The sequence below is a fragment of the Allobosea sp. 01N443 genome, assembly GCF_056399325.1.
The window spans coordinates 22,525-45,026 of record NZ_JBFTRC010000034.1; the positions used below are offsets into that span (position 1 = coordinate 22,525).

Consider the following 22,502-nt stretch of genomic DNA (forward strand, 5'->3'; position numbering starts at 1 on the left):
GCACCCCGGAGGACCTTCATGTCGCTGACCCGCCGCACCACGCTCGGCATCATTGCCGGTGCCGCCTTTGCTCCGGCCATCGTTCGGGCGCAGACGTTCCCGTCGAAGCCGATCACGCTGGTCGTTCCCTATCCGGCGGGTGGACCGACCGACGCCATTGCCCGCTTCGTCGCGCAGGATCTCTCGACCTCGATCGGCCAGAACGTGCTGGTCGACAACCGTGCCGGTGCATCGGGGGCGGTTGGCACGCGCGCCGTGGCCAAGGCGGAACCGGACGGCTACACCTTCATCTTCGGCAACAACCAGACGCATGGGAACAACATGTTCCTGCTGAAGGAGCCTGGCTACGATGCGGTGAAGGATTTTGCGCCGCTCTGCGGCGTGGGCGCCTTCGAGCACGCCTTCGTCGTCCGCAACGACCTGCCGGCCAAGACCATTGCCGAGCTGATCGCGCTGGCCAAGGCGGATCCCGACAAGCTGAACTACGGCTCCACCGGCGTCGGCTCCGGCTCGCATCTGGCGATGGAGCTGTTCATGCAGCGCACCGGCACCAAGATGACGCATGTGCCCTTCCGCGGCGCCGCGCCGCTGGTGCAGGAGATCATCGGCGGGCGCATCGACATCGCCAATTCAACGCTGCCGAGCGTGCTGGAGCAGATCAACGCCGGCAGCATGCGCGCGCTGGCTTTGGCGAGCCCGGAGCGCAATCTGCGCGCCAAGGATATCCCCACCCTGCGCGAGCAGGGGGTCAGCAATGCCGACGCCGATTCCTGGGCGGCCTTCTTCGCACCTGCCGCGGTTCCGCAACCGATCCTGGACACGCTCTCGAAGGCAGTCATGGCCTCGATCGCCAAGCCTGCCATAACCGAGGCGATCCTCAAGCTCGGTTTCACGCTGAAGGTGCGCGATCCCGCCGCGTTCAAGCCCTATCACCTCCAGGAGATCGCGACCTGGAAGCAGATCATCGCCGATGCCGGCGTGAAGCCGGAATAACCGGCGTTATCGTTCAGTCCGCCTCCGTCATTCCGGGCATGTGGCCTGGCCGCTCGAGCCCCCAATCCRTCGCATCCCATGACGGATCCGGGCTGGCGGCGTCGCTGTTGCCGGCTCGACGCGGGTGACTCTGCCCGAGATCATTGAACACCGGAGCGTCGTCATGAACCTGATGCCACTTCTCGCCACCCGTCGCGACGCAGGAAGGCCCGTACGCGTCGCACTGATCGGGGCCGGAAAGTTCGGTTCGATGTTCCTGTCGCAGGTGCCCCATATTGCGGGGCTGGAGGTCGCTGTCATTGCCGATCTCGATCCCGAGCGGGCGAAGCGCGCGTGCCGGCAGGTCGGCTGGGACGAGGCCCGCATCGAGGCGACCCGCTATGTCGCGGACGGCGCCGAGGCGGCTGCGATGGACGGTATCGAGGTCGTCATCGAGGCAACCGGCCATCCGGCCGCCGGCGCACACCATGCACTGGCGGCGATCACCGCCGGCAAGCATGTGGTGATGGTCAATGTCGAGGCTGACGTGCTGGTCGGCCCGGTGCTCGCGACCCGGGCTCGGGCCGCGGGCGTGGTCTATTCCATGGCCTATGGCGACCAGCCGGCGCTTGTCTCGGAGATGGTCGACTGGGCGCGTGCGACCGGATTCACGGTTGCGGCGGCTGGCAAGGGCACGAAATATCTGCCGGCCTACCATCAGGTCACGCCGGACGATGTCTGGACCCATTACGGGTTGACGCCCGAGGCGGCCAAGGCGGCGGGCATGAACCCGCAAATGTTCAACTCCTTCCTCGATGGAACGAAGTCGGCGATAGAGATGGCGGCGATCGCCAATGCCTGCGGGCTCGATGTGCCGGAGGCCGGCCTCGCATTCCCGCCCGTCGGCGTCGACGACCTTGCCCATGTGCTGCGGCCGAAGGCGGTCGGGGGGCAACTCGATCGCGACGGCATGGTCGAAGTGGTGTCTTCGCTCGAGCGTGACGGGCGGCCTGTGTTTCGCGACCTGCGCTGGGGCGTCTATGTCGTGCTGAAGGCGCCGAACGACTACGCCGCGGCCTGCTTCAAGCAATACGGCCTGCCGACCGATTCCACCGGCCAATATGCGGCGATGTACAAGCCGTTCCACCTGATCGGGTTGGAGCTTTCGATGTCGGTCCTCAACGCGGCCCTGCGCGGCGAGCCGACTGGCAGCACCCGCGAGTGGCGCGGAGACGCTGCTGCAGTGGCCAAGCGTGACCTCAAGGCCGGCGAGATGCTGGACGGGGAGGGCGGATACACGGTCTATGGCCGCTTGATGCCGGCGCGGGCGAGCCGCGAAGTCCGCGCCCTGCCGATCGGGCTCGCGCATGGCGTCAAGCTCAAACGGGATGTCGCGGCCGGCCAGGCCGTGACCAGCGACGACGTCGCGCTCGACGAGACCCAGGCGATCGTTTCACTTCGGCGTGAACTCGAAGCAACCGAGTGGTGATTCCGCGCGTTTTGCCTCACTGACGTTCCGCTACGACAGGGAGAGTTCCATGCGCCACAGCGTTCTTGCCGCCTGCTTCAGCGCCACGCTTTCAGCCCTGGCACTGTCGGCGACGGCCGATGCCCAGCAGCGCTTCCCATCGAGCGCGGGCGAGCTGGTCGTCGAGACGGTGGCGAGCGGTCTGGAGCATCCCTGGGGCCTCGCCTTCCTGCCTGACGGGCGCATGCTCGTGACCGAAAGGCCGGGCCGGTTGCGGCTGGTTTCCGCCGCGGGCGAGATTTCGCGGCCGATCGCGGGTGTGCCGAGCGTCATGGCACGCGGGCAGGGCGGGCTGCTCGATGTCGCGCTCGATCCGCAATTTGCCCAGAACCGGCTGCTCTATCTCTCCTTCGCGGAGCCGCGCGCCAATGGAAACGGCACCAGCGTCGCGCGCGGGCGTCTCAATGCAAGCGGCACCGCGCTCGAAGGGATGAGCGTGATCTTCCGGCAAATGCCGACGATTAACAGCAACATGCATTTCGGCTCGCGATTGGTCTTCGACCGGACGGGCGCGCTGTTCGTCACGGTGGGCGACCGCTTCAGCCAGCGGGATCAGGCGCAGAACCCGGGCAATCACCTTGGCAAGGTCCTGCGGATCAGCCCGGAGGGCAAGGCGGCGGCGGGCAATCCAAAAAAGGAGGGCTGGCAACCGGAGATCTGGTCGATCGGCCACCGCAACGTGCAGGGCGCGACGCTGCATCCAGAGACCGGGCAGCTCTGGACCGCAGAGCATGGCGCGCGCGGCGGCGACGAGATCAACACGCCGAAGGCCGGGCTCAACTATGGCTGGCCGGTGATCACCTACGGGATCGACTATTCCGGCGCGAAGATCGGTGAGGGCACATCGAAACCCGGTATGGAGCAGCCGCTGTTCTACTGGGACCCGTCGATCGCGCCGTCCGGCGCGACCTTCTATACCGGGCAAATCTGGCCGGCCTGGAAAAACTCTCTCTTCGTTGGCGCCCTTGCCGGGCAGATGCTGATCCGCCTCTCGACGCAGGGCGAGACGGTCACCGGCGAGGAGAGGCTGTTGACCACGCTCAGCGAGCGCATTCGTGACGTCAGGCAAGGCCCCGACGGTTATCTCTACCTGCTGAGCGATGATGCCAACGGCAAGATCCTGCGGGTCAGGCCGGCGCGGTGAGCGCCGGAGCGGGCGCGTCAGGGACCGCAATCCCATTCGTTCTCGATGACGAAGGCATTGCGCGTCGAGAGCTGACCGCGCGTGTCATAGAGATCCCCGACATAATAGGACGTACCGGCGTCGTCGCGGGCGTTGCGCTTGACCTGCAGCGACCAGCCGTAACCGACATGTTTTCCGCCGCGCCAGGTTGGGTGGACGTCGCCTGTGCTGGCGGAGGCGAGGATCCTGGCGCGGTCGTCGCTCGGGCTGCAGGTCGGGCCGGCGAGCGCCGGCGTCGAGAGGCTCAAGATGGATAGGGCGACGAGGATCGCTTTCTTCACGGCAGTCTTCCTAGGTGGTCGGGAGTGATACGGTCATCCCGGCCGCAGCGAAGCTGAAGGCCGGAAACCATTCTTGAGCCCGGCACCGACCCCGACGTGCCGGACGGCAGCGCTATAGCGGCGTGTCCGGAATGACATACGGCAGGCAGTGCGCCGGCAGCTCAGGTGATGTCCGCCAGCCGGGTGTCGAGCGACAGCACCAGGCACCAATGCGGTTCGAAGTCGGCGCCCAGTGGCCAGATCTGCTCCTTGAAGATATCGAGCATCCGAGCCTGATAGCGCTCGAACCAGTGCTGCTCGCAGAGCACGAATTTGGTGGCGCCGACAATCGTCTCACGGTCGATGATGCAGAGCGGCACAATCTGAGGGTGTGCATCGAGATAGGCCTGCACCGCGACCATCAACGTCGGGTAGCCGGGATGAAGCATGTCATCGAGAACGATCAGCCCGCCATCGGCCAGGCAGGCGGTGGCGAGTGCGAGATCTCTGGCGAGCGCCAGGCGGGAATGCTCGCCGTCGATGTGGATGAGACGCAGCTTCGCGTCGCCGGTGTGCTTCAGCAGGTCGGCTGGAGCCATCGCTCCCGCATCGCCCTTGATCGTGACGCGCCGTTCGGGGGCGATGCCGTGCTTCAGGCAATTCGCCTCGAAGCGTTGCTCAACCTCCGGATTCGGCCACTCGAAGATATCGATGCCGAGAGCGACCTCGCCCGGCTCGAGCGCATGGGCGAGAGCGATGAAGAAGCGTCCCTCGAAGGCGCCGATCTCGGCAACCGGCCCATGCAGCCCTTCCTCGGTTTGCAGGCGCAGCAGCCGCGCGCAGATCGCCGCGGCAAAGCGCGACGACATGCCGACGACGCCGTCATAGCCATTGGCGAGATAGGCGGAGACCGCGGGATGTCCGGGCGAAGGGAGATTGGCCATCCTGCTTACGCCTTGCCCTGGAAGATGAAGAAGGCACCGGCCGCAATCAGCGCGAAACCGATCGCATGGTTCCAGCCGAGCGGCTCCTTGAGCCAGAGCATGGAAAAGCCGGCGAAGACGGTGAGGGTGATGACCTCCTGCATCGTCTTCCGCTCGGCGGCGGAATAGACCGCATTGCCGATGCGGTTGGCAGGGACGGCGAGCATGTATTCCGGCAGTGCAATCATCCAGCTGGCGAGGATGGCGAGCCAGATCGCGGTGCTCTTGTAGCTGAGATGGCCATACCAGGAGAAGGTCTTGAAGACATTCGAACCGATCAGCATGGCGATCGGCAGGAGATGGGCGGGGGAGAGGGCTGGCATGGGGATTGGCGGTCCGAGGCTGTGTCTACAGAAAGCCTAACCAGCATGAGGGGTTCCCGATAGAGCCGGTTCAGCCGTAGCGCAGCTTCATGGTCAGGATGGTGAGGACCAGCACCAATGTCACGGCATTGGCGCCGATCAGCGGCCAGGACATCAGCAGGAGCCCGTAGACCAGCCAGAGARTAATCCCGAGCGCGAAGAATATCTGCGTCCAGAGCGAAATCGCGCGTGTGTCTCGGGTCCGGATCGTGTGCCAGGCCTGGGGCAGCCAGCACAGGGTCGTCAGCGCGGCTGCGGTGAAGCCGAGGAGCTCGGTTGTGGCGACAGGCATGGGCGGCATCGCCTCGAATCAGGTCAGGCCCCTGCCATAGCCGTCCTTTGCGACTTTTGCGCGCAGTTCGCGCATGGTTAATCTCCTTTAACCATTCGGCCCTAGTTTTGCGTCATTCCTTGGGTTTCGGTGGGTTCATGCGCGCATTCAAACTGGCTTTTCCGCTCATCCTCTTCGCGTCCGGCGCCCAGGCGGACTTCCAGTCCTGCCTTGCCGGCCTGCGTTCGGAGGCTGCAGCGAAGGGCGTGTCCGGCGCCACCTTCGACCGGGCGATGGCGGGCGTCACGCCCGACATGAAGGTGATCGAGGCGATGAACAACCAGCCGGAGTTCAAGACTCCGATCTGGGATTATCTCGGCACGCTGGTCGATGAGGAGAAGGTGGCGGAGGGGCGCAACATGCTGCGCCAGCATGCCTCGACCCTCGCCGCGGCCGAGCAGCGTTTTGGCGTCGACCGCCATACCATCGTCGCGGTCTGGGGCGTCGAGAGCGATTTCGGCAAGGCGCGCGGAAAGATGCCCCTCGTCCAGGCGCTCTCGACCGGCGCCTGTCTCGCACCGCGTCGCAACGCGTTCTTCAAGGGTGAGCTGATCGCGACGCTGAAGATCATCCAGCGCGGCGATGTCCGGGCCGACCGCCTGATGGGTTCCTGGGCCGGTGCCTTCGGCCACACCCAGTTCATCCCCTCGACCTATATGCGTCTAGCCGTCGATGGCGATGGCGATGGACGGCGCGATCTCGTCGACTCGATTCCCGACGCACTGCATTCGACCGCCAACTTCATGGCCAAGGCCGGCTGGGTGACTGGCGCGACCTGGGGTTACGAGGTCCGCGTCCCCAACGGCTATTCCGGTCCGACCGGGCGCAATCCGAAGCAGCCGGTCTCATCCTGGGCTGCACGCGGGATCGTCAAATATGACGGCTCGGGACTGTCCGGCTCGGGCAATGCCGGATTGCTGATGCCGGCCGGCCGCAATGGTCCGGCTTTCCTGGTCTTCAAGAACTATGACGCGGCCTACAGCTATAACGGTGCGGATTCCTACGCACTTGCCATCTCGCTGCTCTCGGACCGCATCCGCGGCCGGCCGGGAATCCAGGCCGACTGGCCGACCGACGATCCGCCGCTCTCGCGCGAGCAGCGTCGCGAATTGCAGCGCCTGCTGAGCGCGCGGGGTTACAATGTCGGCGAGCCGGACGGTGCCGTCGGTTCGCTGACCAGGGCGGCCATCAAGGAAATCGAATCGCAGATCGGCATGCCGCAGACCGGCCGGCCGGGCGCCAAGGTGTTGCGCGCGCTCAAGGGTGGACGGGGATGACGATGCTGGATCCGAAGCGCCGGCTGATATCCACCGGTTCGCCGTTCGAGCTCGCCTTCGGCTATTCGCGCGCGGTGGTCGATGGCGACCTCGTCTTCGTCTCGGGCACGACGGGCTATGACTATGTCACCATGACGATGCCTGAGGATCCGGCGGAACAGGCGCGCAACATCTTCCGGACGCTGGACGCGGTCCTGACCGAAGCGGGCTCTGCACTCGCCAACGTCGTGCGCGCGCAGTATTTCGTCACGGATCGCAGCTATTGCGAACCGGTTCTCACCGTCTGCGGCGAAATCTTCGGGCAGATCCGGCCAGCGGCCGGCATATATGTCGTATCCKGGCTACTGAAGCCCGAGATGAAGATCGAGATCGAAATTACGGCCCGGCTGCGCGGTTAGTCGGGACGGCACGCTTCAGATGCCCAGGAAGCGCCTGACAGGCTCTGGTCCGTCCGACGCCGTCAGGCCCGTCCACGGGCCGGATGCTTCGACGCGGCCATTCCTAACGAAGGCAAAGAGGTCGGCATGGCCGGCCGCCTCTTCCGGCGTGTGCAGCGTCATCAGCACGGTGAGGCCGTGTTCGCGGCGCAGCGCATCGACGCGCTCGATCATCTCGCGGCGTAGCCCGGGGTCGAGTGCGCCGAACGGTTCGTCGAGCAACATCAGCGGTTTGCCGCGCAGGAGGGCGCGGGCGAGGGCGACGCGCTGACGCTGACCGCCCGAGAGTTCCGCCGGTCGGCGGGCTGCGAAGCCGGCAAGATCGACCGCGGTCAGCGCAGCTGCCACGCGCTCGCGCTCGGACGCGTCGAGCCGCAGGGACGGTTTCAGTCCAAGCGCGACGTTTTCAGCTGCCGTGAGGTGCGGGAAGAGATTGTGATCCTGGAACAGGATCGAGACCGGTCGTCTGGCTGGTGCGAGCGGCAGCAGATCTGCGCCGGCAAAGCGGAGGGTTCCGGCCGCAGGCTGTTCGAAGCCGGCGATGGCATGGAGCAGCGTGGTCTTGCCGCCGCCTGACGGGCCGATGACGGCGCAGAGCGCGCCCGCTGGAATGACGAGGTCGTAGCGCGCCTCGAATCCGGGATAGTTGAGGGACAGGCCCGCCAGCTCAAGCATGACGCGCACTCCAGTGCTCGGTCAGGTAGGCGAACCCCCCGGCGGAAAGCACCAGCACGAGCGCCAGCGCTCCCGCTTCATCCATGCGATAGGCGCCGAGGCGGTTCGCCAGCAGATAGGGCAAGGTGGTGAGCTCGCCGCCACCGAACAGAGCAATGACGCCGAAATCACCGAGCGAGAGCGCCGTGGCAAAGGCGAAGGCGGCCGCCAGCGGTGCGCGCAGGGCTGGCCATTCGACGAGACGCAGCCGGGTCCAGCCGGCAATGCCGAGGCTCTCTGCCAGTCTTCCATGGCGCTCGGCGCTGGTCGCGAGTGGCGGTGCCAGCAGCCGATAGGCATAGGGCAGTGCCATCAGGGCGTTGACGAGCGGCACAAGCAGCAGACCGAGCATTGCGGGATCGGCGAGGTTGCGGGTCAGGACGTACAGTCCTGCCACGAAGGCGAAGGGCGGCAGGCCAAGCATGGTGAAGGCGGCAAGGTCGGGAAGTCCCGGGCGCGGCCGGCGTCCGCGCGCGGCGCTGGCGAGCAGTACGGCAAACAGGCAGGCGAGGAGGCCAGCGCCAAGCGCGATCGCCGCGCTCGTCGCGGCAGCCGATGCGAATTCGGCGGTCGCGAGCATCGGTACGGCTGCGAGGCCGCTTGCGATGCTGAGGAGAGGCGGTGCGATCCACGCCGTCGCCAGAATGAGAACAAGGCAGTCCAGCCGCCGCAGGCAAGGGGCGAGGATATCGGGGCGCATTGCATGGCGCTCGGCACTTGCCTCGTCGCGGGCCGCCGGCACGAGTGCGGCGAGCGCAGTTGCAAGTCCGAGGCAGAGCACAAGCTGGAGTCCGGCGAGAGCGGCAGCGCGGGCGAAATCGGCCTCGAAACGGACCGCTTCGTAGATCGCGACTTCCAGCGTCGCATTGGCAGGGCCGCCACCGAGCGAGAGCACGACGGCAAAGCTCGTGAAGCAGAGCAGAAAGACGAAGGTGGCAAGCGCCGGGGCCTCTCTTCGGATCACGGGCCAGTCGAGATGCCGGAAACAATAGGCGGCGGAGAAGCCGAGCGCCGAGGCCAAGCGCCTCCGCTCTCCAGGTTCGCGGCCGAAGGCCTGAAGCAGCGTGCGCGTCACCAGCGGCGTATTCATCAGCACATGCGCGATCAGGATACCATGGAGCCCGTAGATCGCCGGTGGTTCGGCGCCGACGGCGCGCGCCAGGTCGCCGAGCAGCCCGGAACGGCCATAGATCGCGATGACGCCGAAGACGATCACGATCGTCGGCGCGACGGCTGCGGCGGTCAGCACGGCGAGCAGGAGGTTGCGGCCTGGAAAGCGGCGGCGCAGCAAGGCAAGCGCCAGTGCCGTGCCCAGCAGGAGCGAGAGCAGCATCGACAGGCCCGCCTGGACGGTCGCTCCTGCGACGAGGCGAGCGAGATAGGGGCCGAGCGGCGACAGGGCCGCGACGTCGCCGCCGGCTCGCGCCAGCCCGGCGAGCGAGGCGCCGGCGAGCGCAAGGATGGCAAGCGCGGTGAGCGTGGCCGGGCGGAACAAGGCCTCAGCGGCTCGTTGCGGCGAGCCAGGCGTCGATGAAGGTTCGGCGCTGCGTGCGCACCTCGTCCGGCGTGAACAGCAAGGTCCGTTCCGGCTTGATGACATCGGCGAATGAAGCCGGCAGTCCACCTGTCGCTTGTTTCGCCGGCATCATCCAGTTGCCTTCCGGGATCAGCGATTGGAAGGCGTCCGAAAGCGTGAAGGTGAGGAAGCGTTTGGCGAGTTCCGGCTGCCGCGTCGTGCGCGTCATGCCGGCGAGTTCGACATGCAGATAGTGGCCTTCGCTGAAGGGGGCGGCCTTGTACTGCGTCTTCTTCTCGGCGCCGATGTGATAGGCCGGCGATGTCGCGTAGGAGAGCACCATGTCGGCCTCGCCCTTGAGGAAGAGTCCGTAGGCCTCCGACCAGCCCTTGGTGAAGGTGACGATGCGCGGCTTGAGCCTGGTCCAGGCGGCGTCGGCGCCATCGCCGTAGACGGATCGCATCCAGAGCAGGAAGCCAAGCCCGGGCGCGCTGGTGCGCGGGTCCTGCAGTACGAGCTTTGGCCCATTCGGATCGTCGACAAGCTGCTTCAGGCTGGTGGGCGGCGCGGCAAGTTTGGTTGAATCATAGACGAAGGCGAGATGCCCCCAATCGAAAGGCAGGAAGGTATCGTCAGTCCAGGCGATGGGCAAAGTGAGCGCGGCACGATCCTGGCCATGGGGCTGGAACAGTCCCGTCGCCTTGGCTTCTGCAGCAAGGTTCATGTCGAGGCCGAGCACGGCATCGGCCTTGGTCGCTTCACCCTCCAGCTTCAGGCGCGCGACGAGGGAGCCGGCATCATCGCTTGCGACCCAGTTCAGCGTGCAACTGCATTGCGCCTCGAAGGCCGCCTTCACTTTCGCGCCGGGACCGTATTTCCCGGTGAAGGAGGAATARGTGTAGACCGTCAGTGCCGGTTTCTCCTGGGCCATGGACGGCGTCGCGAGCAGGAGCGCCGAGAGCGCGGCGGCGATCCGGGTCAACCGGTTGTTCAGAAAGCTCATGGCGTCACCCCGCATGCATTCGACGGCAGGCCATGACGGTCGAGAGGGAAGGCGGTCTCCGGTTGCGAGACGCCAATGCTCAATCCCTCCGCCGGCACGATCCGGATCAGGTTCGACGGGTTGAAAGCCCTGCGCTTCCCTCTCAGCCCGAAATCGCCGGGCACCCCGTTGAGACGGTCAAGGGAATAGCGAGCGGGCCGGGGCGAGTCCAGTTGATGCCGCCGGGCCATCGCAAGGGGCATTGCGTCTGGCCGCATGATCATGCTGGTATATCTCTTGCTTAACAGAAAGCAGGCGCGCCAGGCGCGAAAGCTCAAGAGCAAGGGGATGCCGCATGCGACTCAATCGCCGTCAGATTCTGGCCGGAAGTTCCGCTTTAACCGCTTCCAGCCTCGTTGGATTTCCGTCGCGCGCGCAGTCGCGCGCCAATACGCTGCGCTTCATTCCGTCGACGCCGTTGCCCTCGCTCGATCCGATCGTCGCCACGAGCTATGTCATCCGCAATCACGGCTATCTGATATATGATACCCTGTTTGCGACGGACGCGCAGTTCCGCATCCAGCCGCAAATGGTCGAGAGCTGGGAGACTGCGCCGGACGGGCTGCGCTGGACCTTCCATCTGCGCGACGGACTGATGTTCCATGACGAGCAGCCGGTCAGGGCGCAGGACTGCATCGCCTCGATCAAGCGCTGGTCGGCGCGCGATGCCTTCGGGCAGACTTTCGCGACATTCGTCGAGGGTTACGATGTCGTCGACCAGCGCACCTTCGCCATCCGCCTGAAGAAGCCCTTCCCGATGCTGCCGGACGCGCTCGGCAAGCTCTCCTCGAACGTGCCCTTCATCATGCCCGAGCGCGTGGCCATGATGGAGCCAACCAAGAACATCACGGAGGCGATCGGTTCCGGACCCTGGCGCTTCATGGACAAGCAATGGGTGCCGGGCCAGAACGCGATCTATGAGCGCTTCGCCAAGTACAGGCCACGAGAGGAGGCTCCGTCCTGGGCCGCTGGCGGCAAGGTCGCCAAGATCGACCGTATCGAATGGTTGCCGCTGACCGAGGTTTCAGCCGCAGTCGGCGCGCTGATGCAGGGCGAGGTCGACTGGTACGAACAGCCGCCGGTCGATCTCCTGCCCCTGCTCAAGAGCAATCCCGAGATCGCGATCGAGAACGTGCCGCTCGGGCTGATCCTGCTGATGCGTTTCAACCATCTGCAGCCGCCCTTCAACAATCCCGGCATCCGACGGGCGGTGATGATGGCAATCGATCAGACCGACTACATGGAGGCGGTCGTCGGCAGCAAGGACTACTACAAGGAGTGCAAGACCTTCTTCACGCCGGGCTCGCCGATGTCGACCGGAGCGGGCGGACAGGCTGCACTCGGCAACAATCTGGAGCGGGCCAAGGCCATGCTGCAGGAGGCCGGCTACAAGAACGAGAAGGTGCTGCTGCTGGCACCCGCCGACCAGCCGATCGCCTATAACCAGTGCCTGGTGACACAGGAACTGCTGAAGAAGCTCGGCATGACTGTCGATCTGGTCGCGACCGATTGGGCCAGCTTCATCGGCAGGCGCTCCAACCGCGGATTGCCGGACCAGGGCGGCTGGTCGGTGTTCCACACGCTCTGGTCGGGCGCCGACGTGCTCAATCCCGCGCTGCATCCGCTGTTGCGCAGCAATGGCCCTGCCGCCTGGTTCGGCTGGCCGGAGGATGCCACGCTGGAAGGTCTGCGCGATCAGTGGATTGCAACGCCTGATGTGGCCAAGCAGAAGGAGCTGGCCGCCTCGATCGAGAAGCGCGCCTTCGAGACGGTGCCCTATGCGCCGGCGGGGCTGGTGCAGCAGCCAATGGCCTATCGCRAGAGCCTGACCGGCATGGTGCTCTCGCCCGTCCAGTTCTTCTGGAACATGGAGAAGAAGGCCTGAGGACGGAGCACCCGTTGCCGTCGGGATACTGGCTGATGCCAAAGGCACTGCGCTAGCGGCTCCGATCCGGAAACCATCGTCGCGCTCTGCGACGGCTTCCAGCTCTCCGCTTCACTCCGGCCGGAGTGAAGCGGTTCGATGCTGGTGCCGATCGTACAGCTTCTGCTTGCCGCGCAGGCGCGCTGCCCCGCGGCTGCGCTTGCGTCACTCCCGTTCCCCGCCTAATCAGCCCGGCAAGGCCGCTCTGGCCCCARCAATATCCGACAAACGCGTGAGGCGACCATGGCGACCCACAAGCTCCTCCTCCTGCCGGGCGACGGCATCGGCCCCGAAGTGACCGGCCAGGTCGAGAAGATCGTCGGCTGGTTCGAGAGGCAGGGCCTCGCCTCCTTCGCCATCGAGCGCGGACTTGTCGGCGGCGCTGCCTATGACGCGCACAAGGCGGCGATCTCGGAAGGCGACATGAAGCTCGCCCAGGATGCCGATGCGGTGTTGTTCGGCGCTGTGGGCGGCCCGAAATGGGCGGATGTGCCCTATCAGCATCGCCCCGAAGCCGGCCTGCTGCGCTTGCGCAAGGATCTTGGCCTGTTTGCGAATCTGCGGCCTGCGATCTGCTATCCGGCGCTGGCTTCCGCCTCCTCGCTCAAGCCCGAGGTGGTCGAGGGGCTCGACATCCAAGGACTACCGGGATGTCGAACTCGAGCATGTGCTCGCCGACAATTGCGCCATGCAGCTCGTGCGCTGGCCGAAGCAGTACGACGTCATCGTCTGCGACAACCTGTTCGGCGATATTCTCTCCGACGTCGCGGCGATGCTGACCGGCTCGCTCGGCATGCTGCCCTCCGCTTCGCTTGGTGCTGAAGATCCGGCCACCGGCAAGCGCAAGGCGCTTTACGAGCCCGTCCACGGCTCGGCTCCCGACATTGCCGGCAAGGGCCTGGCGAATCCGATCGCGATGATCGGCTCCTTTGCGATGGCGCTGCGCTACTCCTTCGGCGCCATCGAGGCGGCCGACCGGCTCGAAGGCGCGATCGCCGATGTGCTTGGCGCCGGCACCCGCACCAAGGACATCGCCGCGCCGGGCGCCAATGCCGTCTCGACCGCCGAGATGGGCGATGCGATCGTCAAGGCGCTGGAAGCGCGCGGCTGACGCGTCCACTCCAAACACTCCGACGTCATCCCGGTCCTGCGCTTCGCTTGGGCCGGGATGCATGGAGCCATGCGGTGAGGGGCCCGATGCCTCTCCCCCTCGTGAATTGCACTTGAAGCTCATCTGTGGACTAAGCTTCGCTCTCTGAAACGGAGCATGTCCGTCGATGCTGATCAAACGCCGCCCTGGCTGGGAATTGCCCGAAAGCCAGGCCACTCCCGAACATATCGCCATGAACCGCCGGGCCTTTCTCGGCGGGAGCGCGGGGCTGATCGCCGGGAGTACATTGCCCCAGATCGCAGCCGCGCAAGGCGCGGATCCGACGCTCGATCTCTATCCTGCCAAGCGCAATGCGAGCTACACGCTCGACCGGCCGGTGACCGACGAGGAGCTGGCGGCGAACTACAATAATTTCTACGAATTCGGCATGTCCAAGGATGTCGTCAGTGCGGCGAAGAAGCTGCCGACGCGGCCCTGGAACATCGCGATCGACGGCATGGTCGAGAAGCCATTCGAGATCGGGTTCGACGATCTCGTCCGCAAGATGCCGCTTGAGGAGCGGCTCTATCGCTTCCGCTGCGTCGAGAGCTGGGCAATGGCCGTGCCCTGGACCGGCTTTCCGCTGAAGGCCCTGGTGGCGCTGGCGAAACCGCTCTCGAGTGCCAAATACGTCAAGTTCGAAACCTTCCTTAACCCGCGCGTCGCCTCCGGGCAGACGCAACGCTGGTATCCCTGGCCCTATACCGAGGGGCTGACCATGGCGGAGGCGAATAACGACCTGACGCTGATGGTGACGGGGATCTACGGCAAGCCACTGCCGAATCAGCATGGTGCGCCGGTTCGCCTGATCACGCCGTGGAAGTACGGCTTCAAATCGGTGAAGTCGATTGCGCGGATCAGCTTCGTCGCCGAGCGGCCCAAGACCTTCTGGGAGGCTCTGCAATCGTCGGAATACGGCTTCTGGGCCAATGTGAACCCGGAGGTGCCGCATCCACGCTGGAGCCAGGCCAGCGAGCAGGTTCTCGGTTCGCGCGAGCGTCGACCGACACTGCTCTTCAACGGCTATGGCGAGCAGGTCGCAGCGATGTACAAAGGGCTTGAAGGCGAGCGGCTCTACGTCTGAGGCCGCCGCTTCCGTCGGGAGGCGTGATGAGCCAGGGTTTCTGCCTGTTCGATACGGCAATCGGCGCCTGCGCGCTGGTCTGGAATGCCGAACGCCTGATCGGTGCGCAACTGCCGGAGCAGGATGAGGCGCGAGCCCGCCAGCGGTTGGCTCGGCGCTATCCGGAGGCTGTCGAAAGCGCTGCTCCGCCGTTCGTGCAGGATGCGATTGGCGCGATCATGGCATTGCTGCGGGGAGAGAAGCGGGACCTTGCTCACCTGCCTATCGAGATGGACGGTCTCTCGGCCTTCAACCGAAAGGTCTATGCCGTTGCCCTGAGCATCCCGCCAGGCGAAACTTTGACCTATGGCGAAGTCGCGGCGCGGATCGGAGAGCCGGGCGCAGCGCGCGCTGTTGGCGTCGCGTTGGGAGAGAATCCCTTTCCCATCATCGTGCCCTGTCACCGCGTCCTGGCGGCCAACGGCAAGACCGGCGGCTTCTCAGCCGATGGCGGGGTGGAGACCAAGCTGCGCATGCTGACGATCGAKAAGGCGCGCACCAGCGATGTGCCGAGCCTGTTCGATTCGCTGCCGCTGGAAGCGCGGCGGCGCTGAGTTTTTCTCTCAGGCGAGTTTGAGAAGCTTGCGCTTCGGCTCCTGCGCTTCGTCGAAGCGGCTCCGCGCGGCCGTGATGTCGCGCCGGTTCGCGACGACCCAATCGCTGAGCGCCTTGACGGGATAGCGCAGTGAGTGCCCGAGTTCGGTCAACTCATAATCGACGCGTGGCGGAATCGTCTGGAACTGTGTGCGCGTGACGAGGCCGTCGCGCTCCAGATTGCGCAGCGTCAGCGTCAGCATGCGCTGCGAGATGCTGCCGAGCGCGCGCTTGATCTCGGTGAAGCGCTTCGGCCCTCCGCCGAGCAGGTCTACGACCAGCATCGTCCACTTGTCGCCGACGCGGGACAGCATCTCGCCAACGGCGCGGCACTCGTGAGGCACATGCAGGTTCTCTGGTGACAAAATTGTGCCTCCTTGCGTGGCTTTGACATAGGCATTTATTGAGCCTTGGTCTCTTTTTGTAACCAAGGAAATCTCCCATGGCAAAGTTGAAGCTCGCCGTCATCATTGGCAGCGCACGCAAGGATTCCATCAACGGCAAGCTCGCCGTCGCGCTGTCGCGACTCGGCTCCGGCGCCTTCGAGGCGAGCGTCATCACGATCGACGATCTGCCACTCTACAATCAGGATCTCGAGGCGAACTGGCCGGCAAGCGCGACGCGCCTCAAGAACGAGATCGCGGCTGCCGACGCCGTTCTCGTCGTTACACCTGAGCATAACCGTTCGATTCCCGCGCTGCTGAAGAATGCGATCGACTGGGCGGCGCGGCCCTATGGCAAGAGTTCCTGGCGGGGCAAGGTTGTCGCCATCGCCGGCACAAGCCCGGGAGCGATCGGTGCCGCGATAGCGCAGCAGCATCTGCGGGTGATTCTTGGCAATCTTGGTGCGCTGGTTATGGGCGGCGAGGCCTATATCGGCCTGAAGCCCAATCTGGTCGACGAGGCCGGCGATGTCCCCGATGAATCGACCCGCGCCTTCCTGCAGGCCTTCATCGACCAACTCGCCGAACTTGCGGGCCTGCTCGCGCGCCGGGCTGCATAACCACGCATGAAAAAAAGGCCAGCGTCCCGAGGGAGCTGGCCTTTGAAGTTTGAAACATCCGGCGTTACCGCCAAACATCTCAGAGGGGAACGGCTGGAACGAACTCAACGCCGGGAGGAGAATGCGGAGCCCGTTCCGAACAACCGTGATTGCTATATCGGGCAGCACGTGCCGTTTTGCAATGCAGCATAGCTTGGGGCCGCTATGCGGAAACTGCATGACCTATCATCATGTGCGACAAATTTTAGCCTAAATGGCTGAAAGCATGCGTCCGCCGCAGCGCGGGATACCCGCGCTGCGCGCATAGCCGGGGCATCCGGCCGTTTAGTAGGTCCAGCGCTGGGCCTTCTGGATCAGGAAGTCGCGGAATGCCTGCACCCTGGCCACCGACTTCATCTCTTCCGGGTAGACCAGATAGCTTTCGAGTTGCGGCATCTCAGTCTCGCGCATGAGCTGGACGAGGGGTGAGCCGGTCTCGATCAGATAGTCCGGCAGCACCGCGATGCCCGCGCCGCTGTCGACTGCCCGCTTCATCGCCGTGATGTTGTTCACGGTGAGATGGATCGGGCGTGGGTTGCGCTGTTCGCGGCCCAGGGTTCCGAGCCAGTGCACGGCGGTCAGATAGGACGGCGAGGTGCTGCCGAAGGACAGGAGCCGGTGATTGTCGAGATCCTCGTAGCTCTTCGGCTCACCGAAGCGCTTGATATAGGCCGGTGAGCCATAGACGTGGAAATGCACGGTGAAGAGCTTGCGCTGAATCAGGTCCGGCTGCTGCGGCTGGCGCAGGCGAATCGCGATATCGGCCTCGCGCATCGAGAGGTCGAGTTCCTCATCGGTGAGGATGAGGTCAACCTTGATGTCCGGGTAGAGATCGAGGAACTCCGCCAGCCTTGGGGTTAGCCAATGGCCGCCGAGACCGCGTGTCGCGGTGACCTTCAGCTCGCCCGATGGATGCTCGCGCGTCTCCGAAAGCTGGGCGCGCGTCCGCTCCAGGCGCTGCGTCATCTCGCGTGCCGCGCGCCAGAGCAATTCGCCCTGCTCGGTGAGAATGAGCCCGCGCGTATGGCGGTGAAACAGCGGTGCACGCAGCTCACGCTCAAGCGCGCCAATCTGCCGACTAACGGCGGATTGACTCAAACCAAGTACGTCGCCAGCCTTGGTAAAGCTGCCGGATTCTGCGACGGTATAAAAAATCCTGATGCGGTCCCAATCCACCGCGGTTCCCCCGTTATGCGTTTCGTGCATGTTGGGGGGTAAAACGCAGGAACGTCAACGATTGCTTTGCCGACGGGGCCTCTTTTCACACTGAATCTCGTGAGACAACCCATCAACAATCGTGATGGGTTGTCTTTTTCGGCCTATTCGGCCGCTTCACGCTGTTCCGTGACGTTGGCGGCAAGCCATCTTTCGGCATCGAGCGCGGCCATGCAGCCCAGGCCGGCAGCCGTCACAGCCTGGCGGTAATGCTCATCGGTGACGTCACCTGCGGCAAAAACGCCGGGGATGTTGGTTTGCGTCGTGCCGGGCGATGTGTGACTGACGGCGGCTGCGTGCCGCCGCAGATCTCGGCGATCTCGCTGTCCCAGACGACCTCGACCTTGGGATGCTTGAACAGGCGATCCTGCAACACCTTCTCGGCCCGCAGCGAATCGCGCCGGTGCACCAGCGTGACCTTCGCAGCAAGGTTGGCGAGATAGAGCGCTTCCTCGACCGCGGTATTGCCGCCGCCGACGACGACCACTTCCTTGCCGCGGAAGAAAAAGCCGTCGCAGGTGGCGCAGGCCGAGACGCCAAAGCCCTGGAAGGTCTGCTCCGAGGGGATACCCAGCCACTTCGCCTGGGCGCCGGTGGCCACGATCAGGGCATCGCAGCTATAGGTGGCGCCGCCATCACCCCAGAGCCGGAACGGGCGCTGTGACAGATCGACCTTCGAGATATGGTCGGAAACCATCTTGGTGCCCATGTGCTCGGCCTGGGCGCGCATCTGCTCCATCAGCCACGGCCCCTGAACCACGTCGGCAAAACCCGGATAGTTCTCGACATCGGTGGTGATCATCAGCTGGCCGCCAGGCTGGAAGCCCGAGATCATCACCGGTTCAAGCAGCGCGCGGGCCGCATAGATCGCGGCGGTATAGCCGGCGGGGCCCGAGCCGATGATCATTACGCGGGCATGGGTATGAGCCATGGTTTCGGTCCTTTTCGCGCAGCGTGGCGCTGCGTCCTCGTTCCGTCAGATACGGTCTCGTGCGGCGGACGCAAGCCCAGGCCCGCTCACGCTCAGGCGAGGCCGAGTTCGGCGCGGTGCCGCAACCAGCCCTGTCGCACCGCTTCCGCGATGACGCCGGTGGAGTCTATGGGGTCATAGCGGGTGCCATCAAGCCGTCCCTCGAAATGATGCACAACGCCTTGCCGCTTCAGCGCCTCGAGGAAGCGAGCGAATTTGCTGTGGCCGCCATGCGGCTCGAAGACGAGGAGGGGGGCGCCGGTGGCTGCAGCCTCGCCGACGATATTGGTCGAGTCGGCGGTGACGACCACGGTATCGGCATTGGCGAGCAGCGGCACATAGGGATTGGCGCCCGTGCCATCCCACCACCAGCCGCCATGGCGCGCGAAGACCTCGGCAATGGCCTTGTCGAGCGCATCCGGCGTACGTCGCGAGCGCGAGCCCATTAGCGCCACGCCCGAGCCCGCGAGCGCATTGAGTGCGTTCGCGAAACGGACGATGTCATGGGGCTGGAAGCTATGATGCCGGCTGTCGCCGCCGACCATGACCGCAGCGCGCGGTCGGGGCAGGGCGGCGATGGCCGGCGGCGGGCTCTGCCTGGCCTGAGCGAGCTGGCCGGGGGAGAGCCGGTGCGGCGATGTCACGGTGACGAGCACGTTTGGGCCACGCAGGCGATCATGCTCGGAGACCCAGATCAGGTCGGCTGCGCCCGTTCCGATTCTCGGATCCTTGAGAAAGACGGTGAAGGTCCTGCCCTTCGAGGCCTTCTTGATAGCACGCAAATAGGCGGCGGCGCGGCGGCCAGAAGCGACGACGATGTCGGGGAAGGGCGGGCGGATCGGGCTTTGAGGTCTGTGGGAGGCCTCGCGCGGATCGATCGGCCCGCGCGGCATCAGCCAGCTCCAGGGGCGACCGGGGGCGATGTGCCGGATCTCTGGGGTGATGCCGAGCCGTTCGGCGACGCCAAGGCACTGTATCTCGTCGCCAGCCTTGCCGTCGGTGAGGACCCAGATCGTCGGGATCGGTTCAACTGGCAAGAGCAGGCTCCGCGGCAGTGGTTGGGATGCCTTGTATCGCGTGGGAGCTGCGTCTACACCAGCGCGACTTTGCTCTGGGGATCTGTGTGCGTTCCAAACTCGACGAAATCGATCTGCGTATCCTGCGCGAATTACAGGCCGACGGGCGCATGACCAATGTCGAGTTGGCGAGCCGGGTCGGCATCTCGCCGCCGCCCTGCCTCCGGCGTGTCCGGGCTCTCGAGGAAGCGGGGCTGATCACCGGCTATCGGGCGCAACTCGATGAGCGCAAGCTCGGGATCGAGGTCGTCTGCTTTGCCTTCGTGCATCTCGCCAGCCAGGCCGAGGCCGATCTCGCGATATTCCAGGAGCGCATCCGCAAGTGGGGTGCCGTGCGCGAATGCTGGACGCTCTCGGGCGACATCGATTTCATCCTGAAATGCGTGGCGCCTGACCTGAAGGCGTTTCAGGACTTCGTCGGAGAGCTGACTGCGCTGCCGAATGTCCGCAATGTGCGCACGGCCCTGGCGCTTGACCGCGTCAAGGACGAGCCGATCGTACCGTTCGGCTAGAGCATGCTGCGAAAAAGTGGCAACGGCTTTTCGCATCAAGCATGCTCTAATCTATGAGAATCGATCACGCTGCGCTTGGACGATTTCGTCCAAGCGCAGCGTGATCTAGCGGGGGGCGGRTGCAGATCGCGATCCGCAAGGCGGGCATCGAGCATCTGCCGTCCATCCTGGCGCTCTATGCGCAATTGAATCGCGATGACCCGCGCCCGAATGCCGAAATGGCCGCCGAGACCTGGCACCGGATCCTGGGCAGCGACCTGATCACGGTTCACATCGCCGAATTGGGCGGAGCCGCCATCGCAAGTTGCGTGATCGTGGTCGTGCCGAATCTCACCCGGAACCTCAGCCCCTTTGCGCTGATCGAGAATGTCGTCGCGGACGCGCGGTTTCGGGGCCAGGGGCTTGGAAAGCGGGTCATCGGCGCCGCTGTCGAGCAGGCCTGTTCGGCAGGATGCTACAAGGTCATGCTGCAGACGGGGCGAAAGGACGAAGCGGTGCTCGGTTTCTACGAGGCCTGCGGGTTCTCGCGCAGCAAGACCGCCTTCGAGATCAGGCGGCCCGCGGCTCATTCGCCGACATAGCGTCTGATCCAGGCGGCGTTGGTCCGGACCAGGGCCGCGAGCCGGCGCTTGTCGAAGCCGGGCTCGAACCAGGCGCCTCCGGATGAGGCTGATGAAGACGAAACGATCGGGTAGCTTGCGATAACCCGTCCATCGGCAGCGATCAGCCGGGCTTCGGATTCCATTCCGTCCACAGTGCCGCCGGTTTCCTCCGCGTCGCCGCCCGAATAGCTCGGCATGTTGATGCGAAGCACCGAGACGACAAGCGTCGAGCCCGCGCGGCCGCTGCCGGCAAGTTCGCGTTCCAGCTCTGCCTTCACAAGGGCGGCGTTGGGACCCCAGCCCTGTTGAACAAGGTGGGAAACATCGACGCGCACGCCGCCTGCGGCCGCCTGGACCGAGACAGCGAACAAGGCAGAGGCAGTGCCGCCGAGTGCGGCGGCCAATACGGCGCGACGATTCAGCATGGCTCTCTCCTGTCGGACAGGGACATCGTACTGCATTCCGCAGGGGCGCAACTGAAGCAATGAACTACGCCGCCACCGAGTGCGGCGCCATACGCGGCAACGACAATCCCGGCCGTGTGAACGAGATCAGCCGGCCACGTAACGTTTGATCCAAGCGACGTTGTTCTGGATCAGGCTGACGATGCGGCGCTGATCGATATCCTGCAGATACCAGGGACCCGAATAGCTGGCGGAAATCGTCGAGAGCACCGGATAGGACGCAAGCACGCGATTGCCTGCGCCGACCAGGACCGCCTCACTGTCGAGATTGTCGTTGTTCTGGCCGCCGCCACCGCCCCAACGGCCGCCGCCATTGCCAGCGTAACTCGTCAGGTAAATGCCGCGGACCTTGACGACGAGAACCGGCCCTCCGCGCTGGATGGCGCCGGCAAAGGCGGTCCGAAGTTCCCGTTCCATGCCGGCTTTGATCGTGCCGGCATTGGCCCCCCAGCCTTGCTCGACGAGGCGGGAGACATCGACATGGATGCCGCCGATCGGACCTTGCGCCTGGGCAAGCGCCGATGCGGCTCCAAGCGGCGACGACGCGAGCGCCGTGGCCGCCAATGATGACATGAGAAACGCGCGACGGGTGGTCATGACTGTATCTCCCGATGCCAATGCATCACCGACGAGATAATCGTCCGGGGGCATCAATTCTATGCCCCCGGAGGCCTCAGCGGAAGCTGACGCTCACGACTTCGTAGGACTTGCCGCCGCCGGGGGTGTTGACCTGCACGGAATCGCCGACCTTCTTGCCGATCAGGGCGCGCGCGATCGGCGAGCCGATCGAGACCTTGCCGGAGCGGACGTCGGATTCCGGCTCGCCGACGATCTGATAGATCTTGGCTTCCTCGGTGTCGTCGTCGATCAGATGGACGGTCGCGCCGAATTTGATCGTGTCGCCGCCGAGCTTGGTGACATCGATGATGTCCGCCCGCCCAATCAGCGATTCCAGCTCCAGGATCCGACCCTCATTGAGGGACTGTGCCTCCTTGGCCGCATGATACTCGGCATTCTCGGAGAGATCGCCAAGTGCGCGCGCTTCCGAGATCGCAGCGATGATGCGTTGACGTTCGACCTGCTGGCGTTGCTTCAGCTCGACCTCGAGGGCGGCAAATCCGCCCACCGTCATAGGAACCTTATCCATCTTCTCGTCCCAATTCCGAAAGCCAGAACCCGCCGGCCGCGTCCCCCGCGGCCTGCGTTCAGCTTCCGATCGTTTTCA

Annotated in this window: 24 protein-coding genes, 2 pseudogenes and 1 riboswitch; of the genes and pseudogenes, 12 read left to right on the forward strand and 14 right to left on the reverse strand. The window is 65.0% G+C overall.

From position 1 onward, the window contains the following. Positions 1–18: 18 nt before the first annotated feature. From AC1DRP_RS11515 to AC1DRP_RS11525, 3 genes are all read left to right on the forward strand, one after another. Complete coding sequence (locus tag AC1DRP_RS11515; protein WP_476768542.1) at positions 19–993, forward strand: Bug family tripartite tricarboxylate transporter substrate binding protein; 975 nt, start codon at positions 19–21, stop codon at positions 991–993. 163 nt (positions 994–1,156) lie between these two features. Next, positions 1,157–2,461, forward strand: a complete 1,305-nt coding sequence (locus tag AC1DRP_RS11520; RefSeq protein WP_476768543.1) for an NAD(P)H-dependent oxidoreductase — start codon at positions 1,157–1,159, stop codon at positions 2,459–2,461. A 49-nt stretch (positions 2,462–2,510) separates the two neighbouring features. Next, entirely contained in the window at positions 2,511–3,644 is a 1,134-nt protein-coding gene (locus tag AC1DRP_RS11525; RefSeq protein ID WP_476768544.1) for a PQQ-dependent sugar dehydrogenase, read from the forward strand. Between the two features lie 17 nt (positions 3,645–3,661). Here the strand turns inward: AC1DRP_RS11525 and AC1DRP_RS11530 are convergent, their stop codons facing one another. From AC1DRP_RS11530 to AC1DRP_RS11545, 4 genes are all read right to left on the reverse strand, one after another. After that, a complete protein-coding gene (locus AC1DRP_RS11530; protein ID WP_069879702.1) occupies positions 3,662–3,964 on the reverse strand; it encodes a hypothetical protein in 303 nt (100 codons plus the stop codon). A gap of 161 nt (positions 3,965–4,125) precedes the next feature. After that, positions 4,126–4,887, reverse strand: a complete 762-nt coding sequence (locus AC1DRP_RS11535; RefSeq protein ID WP_476768545.1) for a class I SAM-dependent methyltransferase — start codon at positions 4,885–4,887, stop codon at positions 4,126–4,128. Between the two features lie 5 nt (positions 4,888–4,892). Continuing rightward, positions 4,893–5,249, reverse strand: a complete 357-nt coding sequence (locus tag AC1DRP_RS11540; RefSeq protein WP_476768546.1) for a DMT family protein — start codon at positions 5,247–5,249, stop codon at positions 4,893–4,895. A 70-nt stretch (positions 5,250–5,319) separates the two neighbouring features. Continuing rightward, positions 5,320–5,580: a SemiSWEET transporter gene (locus AC1DRP_RS11545; RefSeq protein WP_476768547.1), complete on the reverse strand. Its 261-nt coding sequence runs from the start codon at positions 5,578–5,580 to the stop codon at positions 5,320–5,322. A 137-nt stretch (positions 5,581–5,717) separates the two neighbouring features. Between AC1DRP_RS11545 and AC1DRP_RS11550 the strand changes: the two genes are divergently transcribed. Both AC1DRP_RS11550 and AC1DRP_RS11555 read left to right on the forward strand, forming a co-directional pair. After that, entirely contained in the window at positions 5,718–6,896 is a 1,179-nt protein-coding gene (locus AC1DRP_RS11550; RefSeq protein ID WP_476768548.1) for a lytic murein transglycosylase, read from the forward strand. Next, complete coding sequence (locus AC1DRP_RS11555) at positions 6,893–7,294, forward strand: RidA family protein (RefSeq protein ID WP_476768549.1); 402 nt, start codon at positions 6,893–6,895, stop codon at positions 7,292–7,294. Before AC1DRP_RS11550 ends, AC1DRP_RS11555 begins: the two co-directional genes overlap by 4 nt. 15 nt (positions 7,295–7,309) lie before the next feature. On the opposite strand, the gene AC1DRP_RS11560 is transcribed toward AC1DRP_RS11555, so the two are convergent. The 3 genes from AC1DRP_RS11560 to thiB are packed head-to-tail and all read right to left on the reverse strand — an operon-like array spanning position 7,310 to position 10,566. Next, on the reverse strand, positions 7,310–8,008 hold the full coding sequence (locus AC1DRP_RS11560; protein WP_476768550.1) for a thiamine ABC transporter ATP-binding protein: 699 nt from the start codon (positions 8,006–8,008) through the stop codon (positions 7,310–7,312). Then, positions 8,001–9,542, reverse strand: coding sequence for an ABC transporter permease family protein (locus AC1DRP_RS11565; protein WP_476768551.1), 1,542 nt, complete (start codon positions 9,540–9,542; stop codon positions 8,001–8,003). The genes AC1DRP_RS11560 and AC1DRP_RS11565 overlap by 8 nt, the downstream gene beginning before the upstream one ends. A gap of 4 nt (positions 9,543–9,546) precedes the next feature. Further along, the gene (thiB, locus tag AC1DRP_RS11570) at positions 9,547–10,566 is read right to left on the reverse strand and encodes a thiamine ABC transporter substrate binding subunit (protein ID WP_441489421.1); all 1,020 of its coding nucleotides are present in this window, start codon (positions 10,564–10,566) and stop codon (positions 9,547–9,549) included. 66 nt (positions 10,567–10,632) lie between these two features. Beyond that, positions 10,633–10,744, reverse strand: a riboswitch (TPP riboswitch). A gap of 156 nt (positions 10,745–10,900) precedes the next feature. On the opposite strand from thiB, the gene AC1DRP_RS11575 reads away from it, so the two are divergent. The 4 genes and pseudogenes from AC1DRP_RS11575 to AC1DRP_RS11590 all read left to right on the forward strand — a co-directional run bounded on the left by AC1DRP_RS11575 (position 10,901) and on the right by AC1DRP_RS11590 (position 15,356). Beyond that, a complete protein-coding gene (locus AC1DRP_RS11575; protein WP_476768552.1) occupies positions 10,901–12,490 on the forward strand; it encodes an ABC transporter substrate-binding protein in 1,590 nt (529 codons plus the stop codon). A 282-nt stretch (positions 12,491–12,772) separates the two neighbouring features. Further along, a pseudogene (leuB, locus tag AC1DRP_RS11580) lies at positions 12,773–13,640 on the forward strand (3-isopropylmalate dehydrogenase). A gap of 166 nt (positions 13,641–13,806) precedes the next feature. Beyond that, on the forward strand, positions 13,807–14,763 hold the full coding sequence (gene msrP, locus AC1DRP_RS11585) for a protein-methionine-sulfoxide reductase catalytic subunit MsrP (RefSeq protein WP_441505261.1): 957 nt from the start codon (positions 13,807–13,809) through the stop codon (positions 14,761–14,763). A 26-nt stretch (positions 14,764–14,789) separates the two neighbouring features. Next, positions 14,790–15,356 carry a methylated-DNA--[protein]-cysteine S-methyltransferase gene (locus AC1DRP_RS11590; protein WP_476768553.1) on the forward strand — a complete coding sequence of 189 codons (567 nt, stop codon included), beginning with the start codon at positions 14,790–14,792 and terminating at the stop codon, positions 15,354–15,356. Between the two features lie 9 nt (positions 15,357–15,365). Here the strand turns inward: AC1DRP_RS11590 and AC1DRP_RS11595 are convergent, their stop codons facing one another. After that, the gene (locus AC1DRP_RS11595; protein ID WP_441489650.1) at positions 15,366–15,710 is read right to left on the reverse strand and encodes a winged helix-turn-helix transcriptional regulator; all 345 of its coding nucleotides are present in this window, start codon (positions 15,708–15,710) and stop codon (positions 15,366–15,368) included. Between the two features lie 128 nt (positions 15,711–15,838). Between AC1DRP_RS11595 and AC1DRP_RS11600 the strand changes: the two genes are divergently transcribed. Then, positions 15,839–16,399, forward strand: coding sequence for an NADPH-dependent FMN reductase (locus tag AC1DRP_RS11600; RefSeq protein ID WP_441489416.1), 561 nt, complete (start codon positions 15,839–15,841; stop codon positions 16,397–16,399). A 324-nt stretch (positions 16,400–16,723) separates the two neighbouring features. Here AC1DRP_RS11600 and AC1DRP_RS11605 read toward each other — a convergent pair whose 3' ends face one another. The 3 genes and pseudogenes from AC1DRP_RS11605 to AC1DRP_RS11615 form a co-directional block, all read right to left on the reverse strand. After that, complete coding sequence (locus AC1DRP_RS11605) at positions 16,724–17,614, reverse strand: LysR family transcriptional regulator (protein WP_043233503.1); 891 nt, start codon at positions 17,612–17,614, stop codon at positions 16,724–16,726. A 143-nt stretch (positions 17,615–17,757) separates the two neighbouring features. Further along, positions 17,758–18,584: pseudogene (locus AC1DRP_RS11610) on the reverse strand (FAD-dependent oxidoreductase). Between the two features lie 92 nt (positions 18,585–18,676). Beyond that, positions 18,677–19,660 carry a mitochondrial fission ELM1 family protein gene (locus AC1DRP_RS11615; RefSeq protein ID WP_476768554.1) on the reverse strand — a complete coding sequence of 328 codons (984 nt, stop codon included), beginning with the start codon at positions 19,658–19,660 and terminating at the stop codon, positions 18,677–18,679. An 86-nt stretch (positions 19,661–19,746) separates the two neighbouring features. Here AC1DRP_RS11615 and AC1DRP_RS11620 point away from each other — a divergent pair, with 86 nt between their 5' ends. Beyond that, entirely contained in the window at positions 19,747–20,211 is a 465-nt protein-coding gene (locus tag AC1DRP_RS11620; protein ID WP_441489413.1) for an Lrp/AsnC family transcriptional regulator, read from the forward strand. A gap of 185 nt (positions 20,212–20,396) precedes the next feature. Next, complete coding sequence (locus tag AC1DRP_RS11625) at positions 20,397–20,792, forward strand: GNAT family N-acetyltransferase (RefSeq protein ID WP_476768555.1); 396 nt, start codon at positions 20,397–20,399, stop codon at positions 20,790–20,792. Here the strand turns inward: AC1DRP_RS11625 and AC1DRP_RS11630 are convergent. From AC1DRP_RS11630 to greA, 3 genes are all read right to left on the reverse strand, one after another. Beyond that, the gene (locus tag AC1DRP_RS11630) at positions 20,777–21,238 is read right to left on the reverse strand and encodes a hypothetical protein (protein WP_441489411.1); all 462 of its coding nucleotides are present in this window, start codon (positions 21,236–21,238) and stop codon (positions 20,777–20,779) included. The two genes, AC1DRP_RS11625 and AC1DRP_RS11630, sit on opposite strands and share 16 nt — an antisense overlap. 126 nt (positions 21,239–21,364) lie before the next feature. Continuing rightward, positions 21,365–21,874, reverse strand: coding sequence for a hypothetical protein (locus tag AC1DRP_RS11635; protein WP_441489410.1), 510 nt, complete (start codon positions 21,872–21,874; stop codon positions 21,365–21,367). Positions 21,875–21,950: 76 nt separating this feature from the next. Next, on the reverse strand, positions 21,951–22,424 hold the full coding sequence (gene greA / locus AC1DRP_RS11640; RefSeq protein ID WP_113513985.1) for a transcription elongation factor GreA: 474 nt from the start codon (positions 22,422–22,424) through the stop codon (positions 21,951–21,953). Between the last annotated feature and the right edge of the window lie 78 nt (positions 22,425–22,502).

Excerpts from the sequence above, each read along its gene's own strand:
- AC1DRP_RS11535 (WP_476768545.1), bottom strand. The coding sequence starts at position 4,887 with ATGGCCAATCTCCCTTCGCCCGGACATCCCGCGGTCTCCGCCTATCTC.
- msrP (WP_441505261.1), top strand. The coding sequence starts at position 13,807 with ATGCTGATCAAACGCCGCCCTGGCTGGGAATTGCCCGAAAGCCAGGCC.
- AC1DRP_RS11525 (WP_476768544.1), top strand. The coding sequence starts at position 2,511 with ATGCGCCACAGCGTTCTTGCCGCCTGCTTCAGCGCCACGCTTTCAGCC.
- AC1DRP_RS11600 (WP_441489416.1), top strand. The coding sequence starts at position 15,839 with ATGGCAAAGTTGAAGCTCGCCGTCATCATTGGCAGCGCACGCAAGGAT.
- AC1DRP_RS11550 (WP_476768548.1), top strand. The coding sequence starts at position 5,718 with ATGCGCGCATTCAAACTGGCTTTTCCGCTCATCCTCTTCGCGTCCGGC.
- AC1DRP_RS11635 (WP_441489410.1), bottom strand. The coding sequence starts at position 21,874 with ATGACCACCCGTCGCGCGTTTCTCATGTCATCATTGGCGGCCACGGCG.
- AC1DRP_RS11560 (WP_476768550.1), bottom strand. The coding sequence starts at position 8,008 with ATGCTTGAGCTGGCGGGCCTGTCCCTCAACTATCCCGGATTCGAGGCG.
- AC1DRP_RS11595 (WP_441489650.1), bottom strand. The coding sequence starts at position 15,710 with ATGCTGTCCCGCGTCGGCGACAAGTGGACGATGCTGGTCGTAGACCTG.
- AC1DRP_RS11540 (WP_476768546.1), bottom strand. The coding sequence starts at position 5,249 with ATGCCAGCCCTCTCCCCCGCCCATCTCCTGCCGATCGCCATGCTGATC.
- AC1DRP_RS11630 (WP_441489411.1), bottom strand. The coding sequence starts at position 21,238 with ATGCTGAATCGTCGCGCCGTATTGGCCGCCGCACTCGGCGGCACTGCC.
- AC1DRP_RS11515 (WP_476768542.1), top strand. The coding sequence starts at position 19 with ATGTCGCTGACCCGCCGCACCACGCTCGGCATCATTGCCGGTGCCGCC.
- AC1DRP_RS11520 (WP_476768543.1), top strand. The coding sequence starts at position 1,157 with ATGAACCTGATGCCACTTCTCGCCACCCGTCGCGACGCAGGAAGGCCC.
- greA (WP_113513985.1), bottom strand. The coding sequence starts at position 22,424 with ATGGATAAGGTTCCTATGACGGTGGGCGGATTTGCCGCCCTCGAGGTC.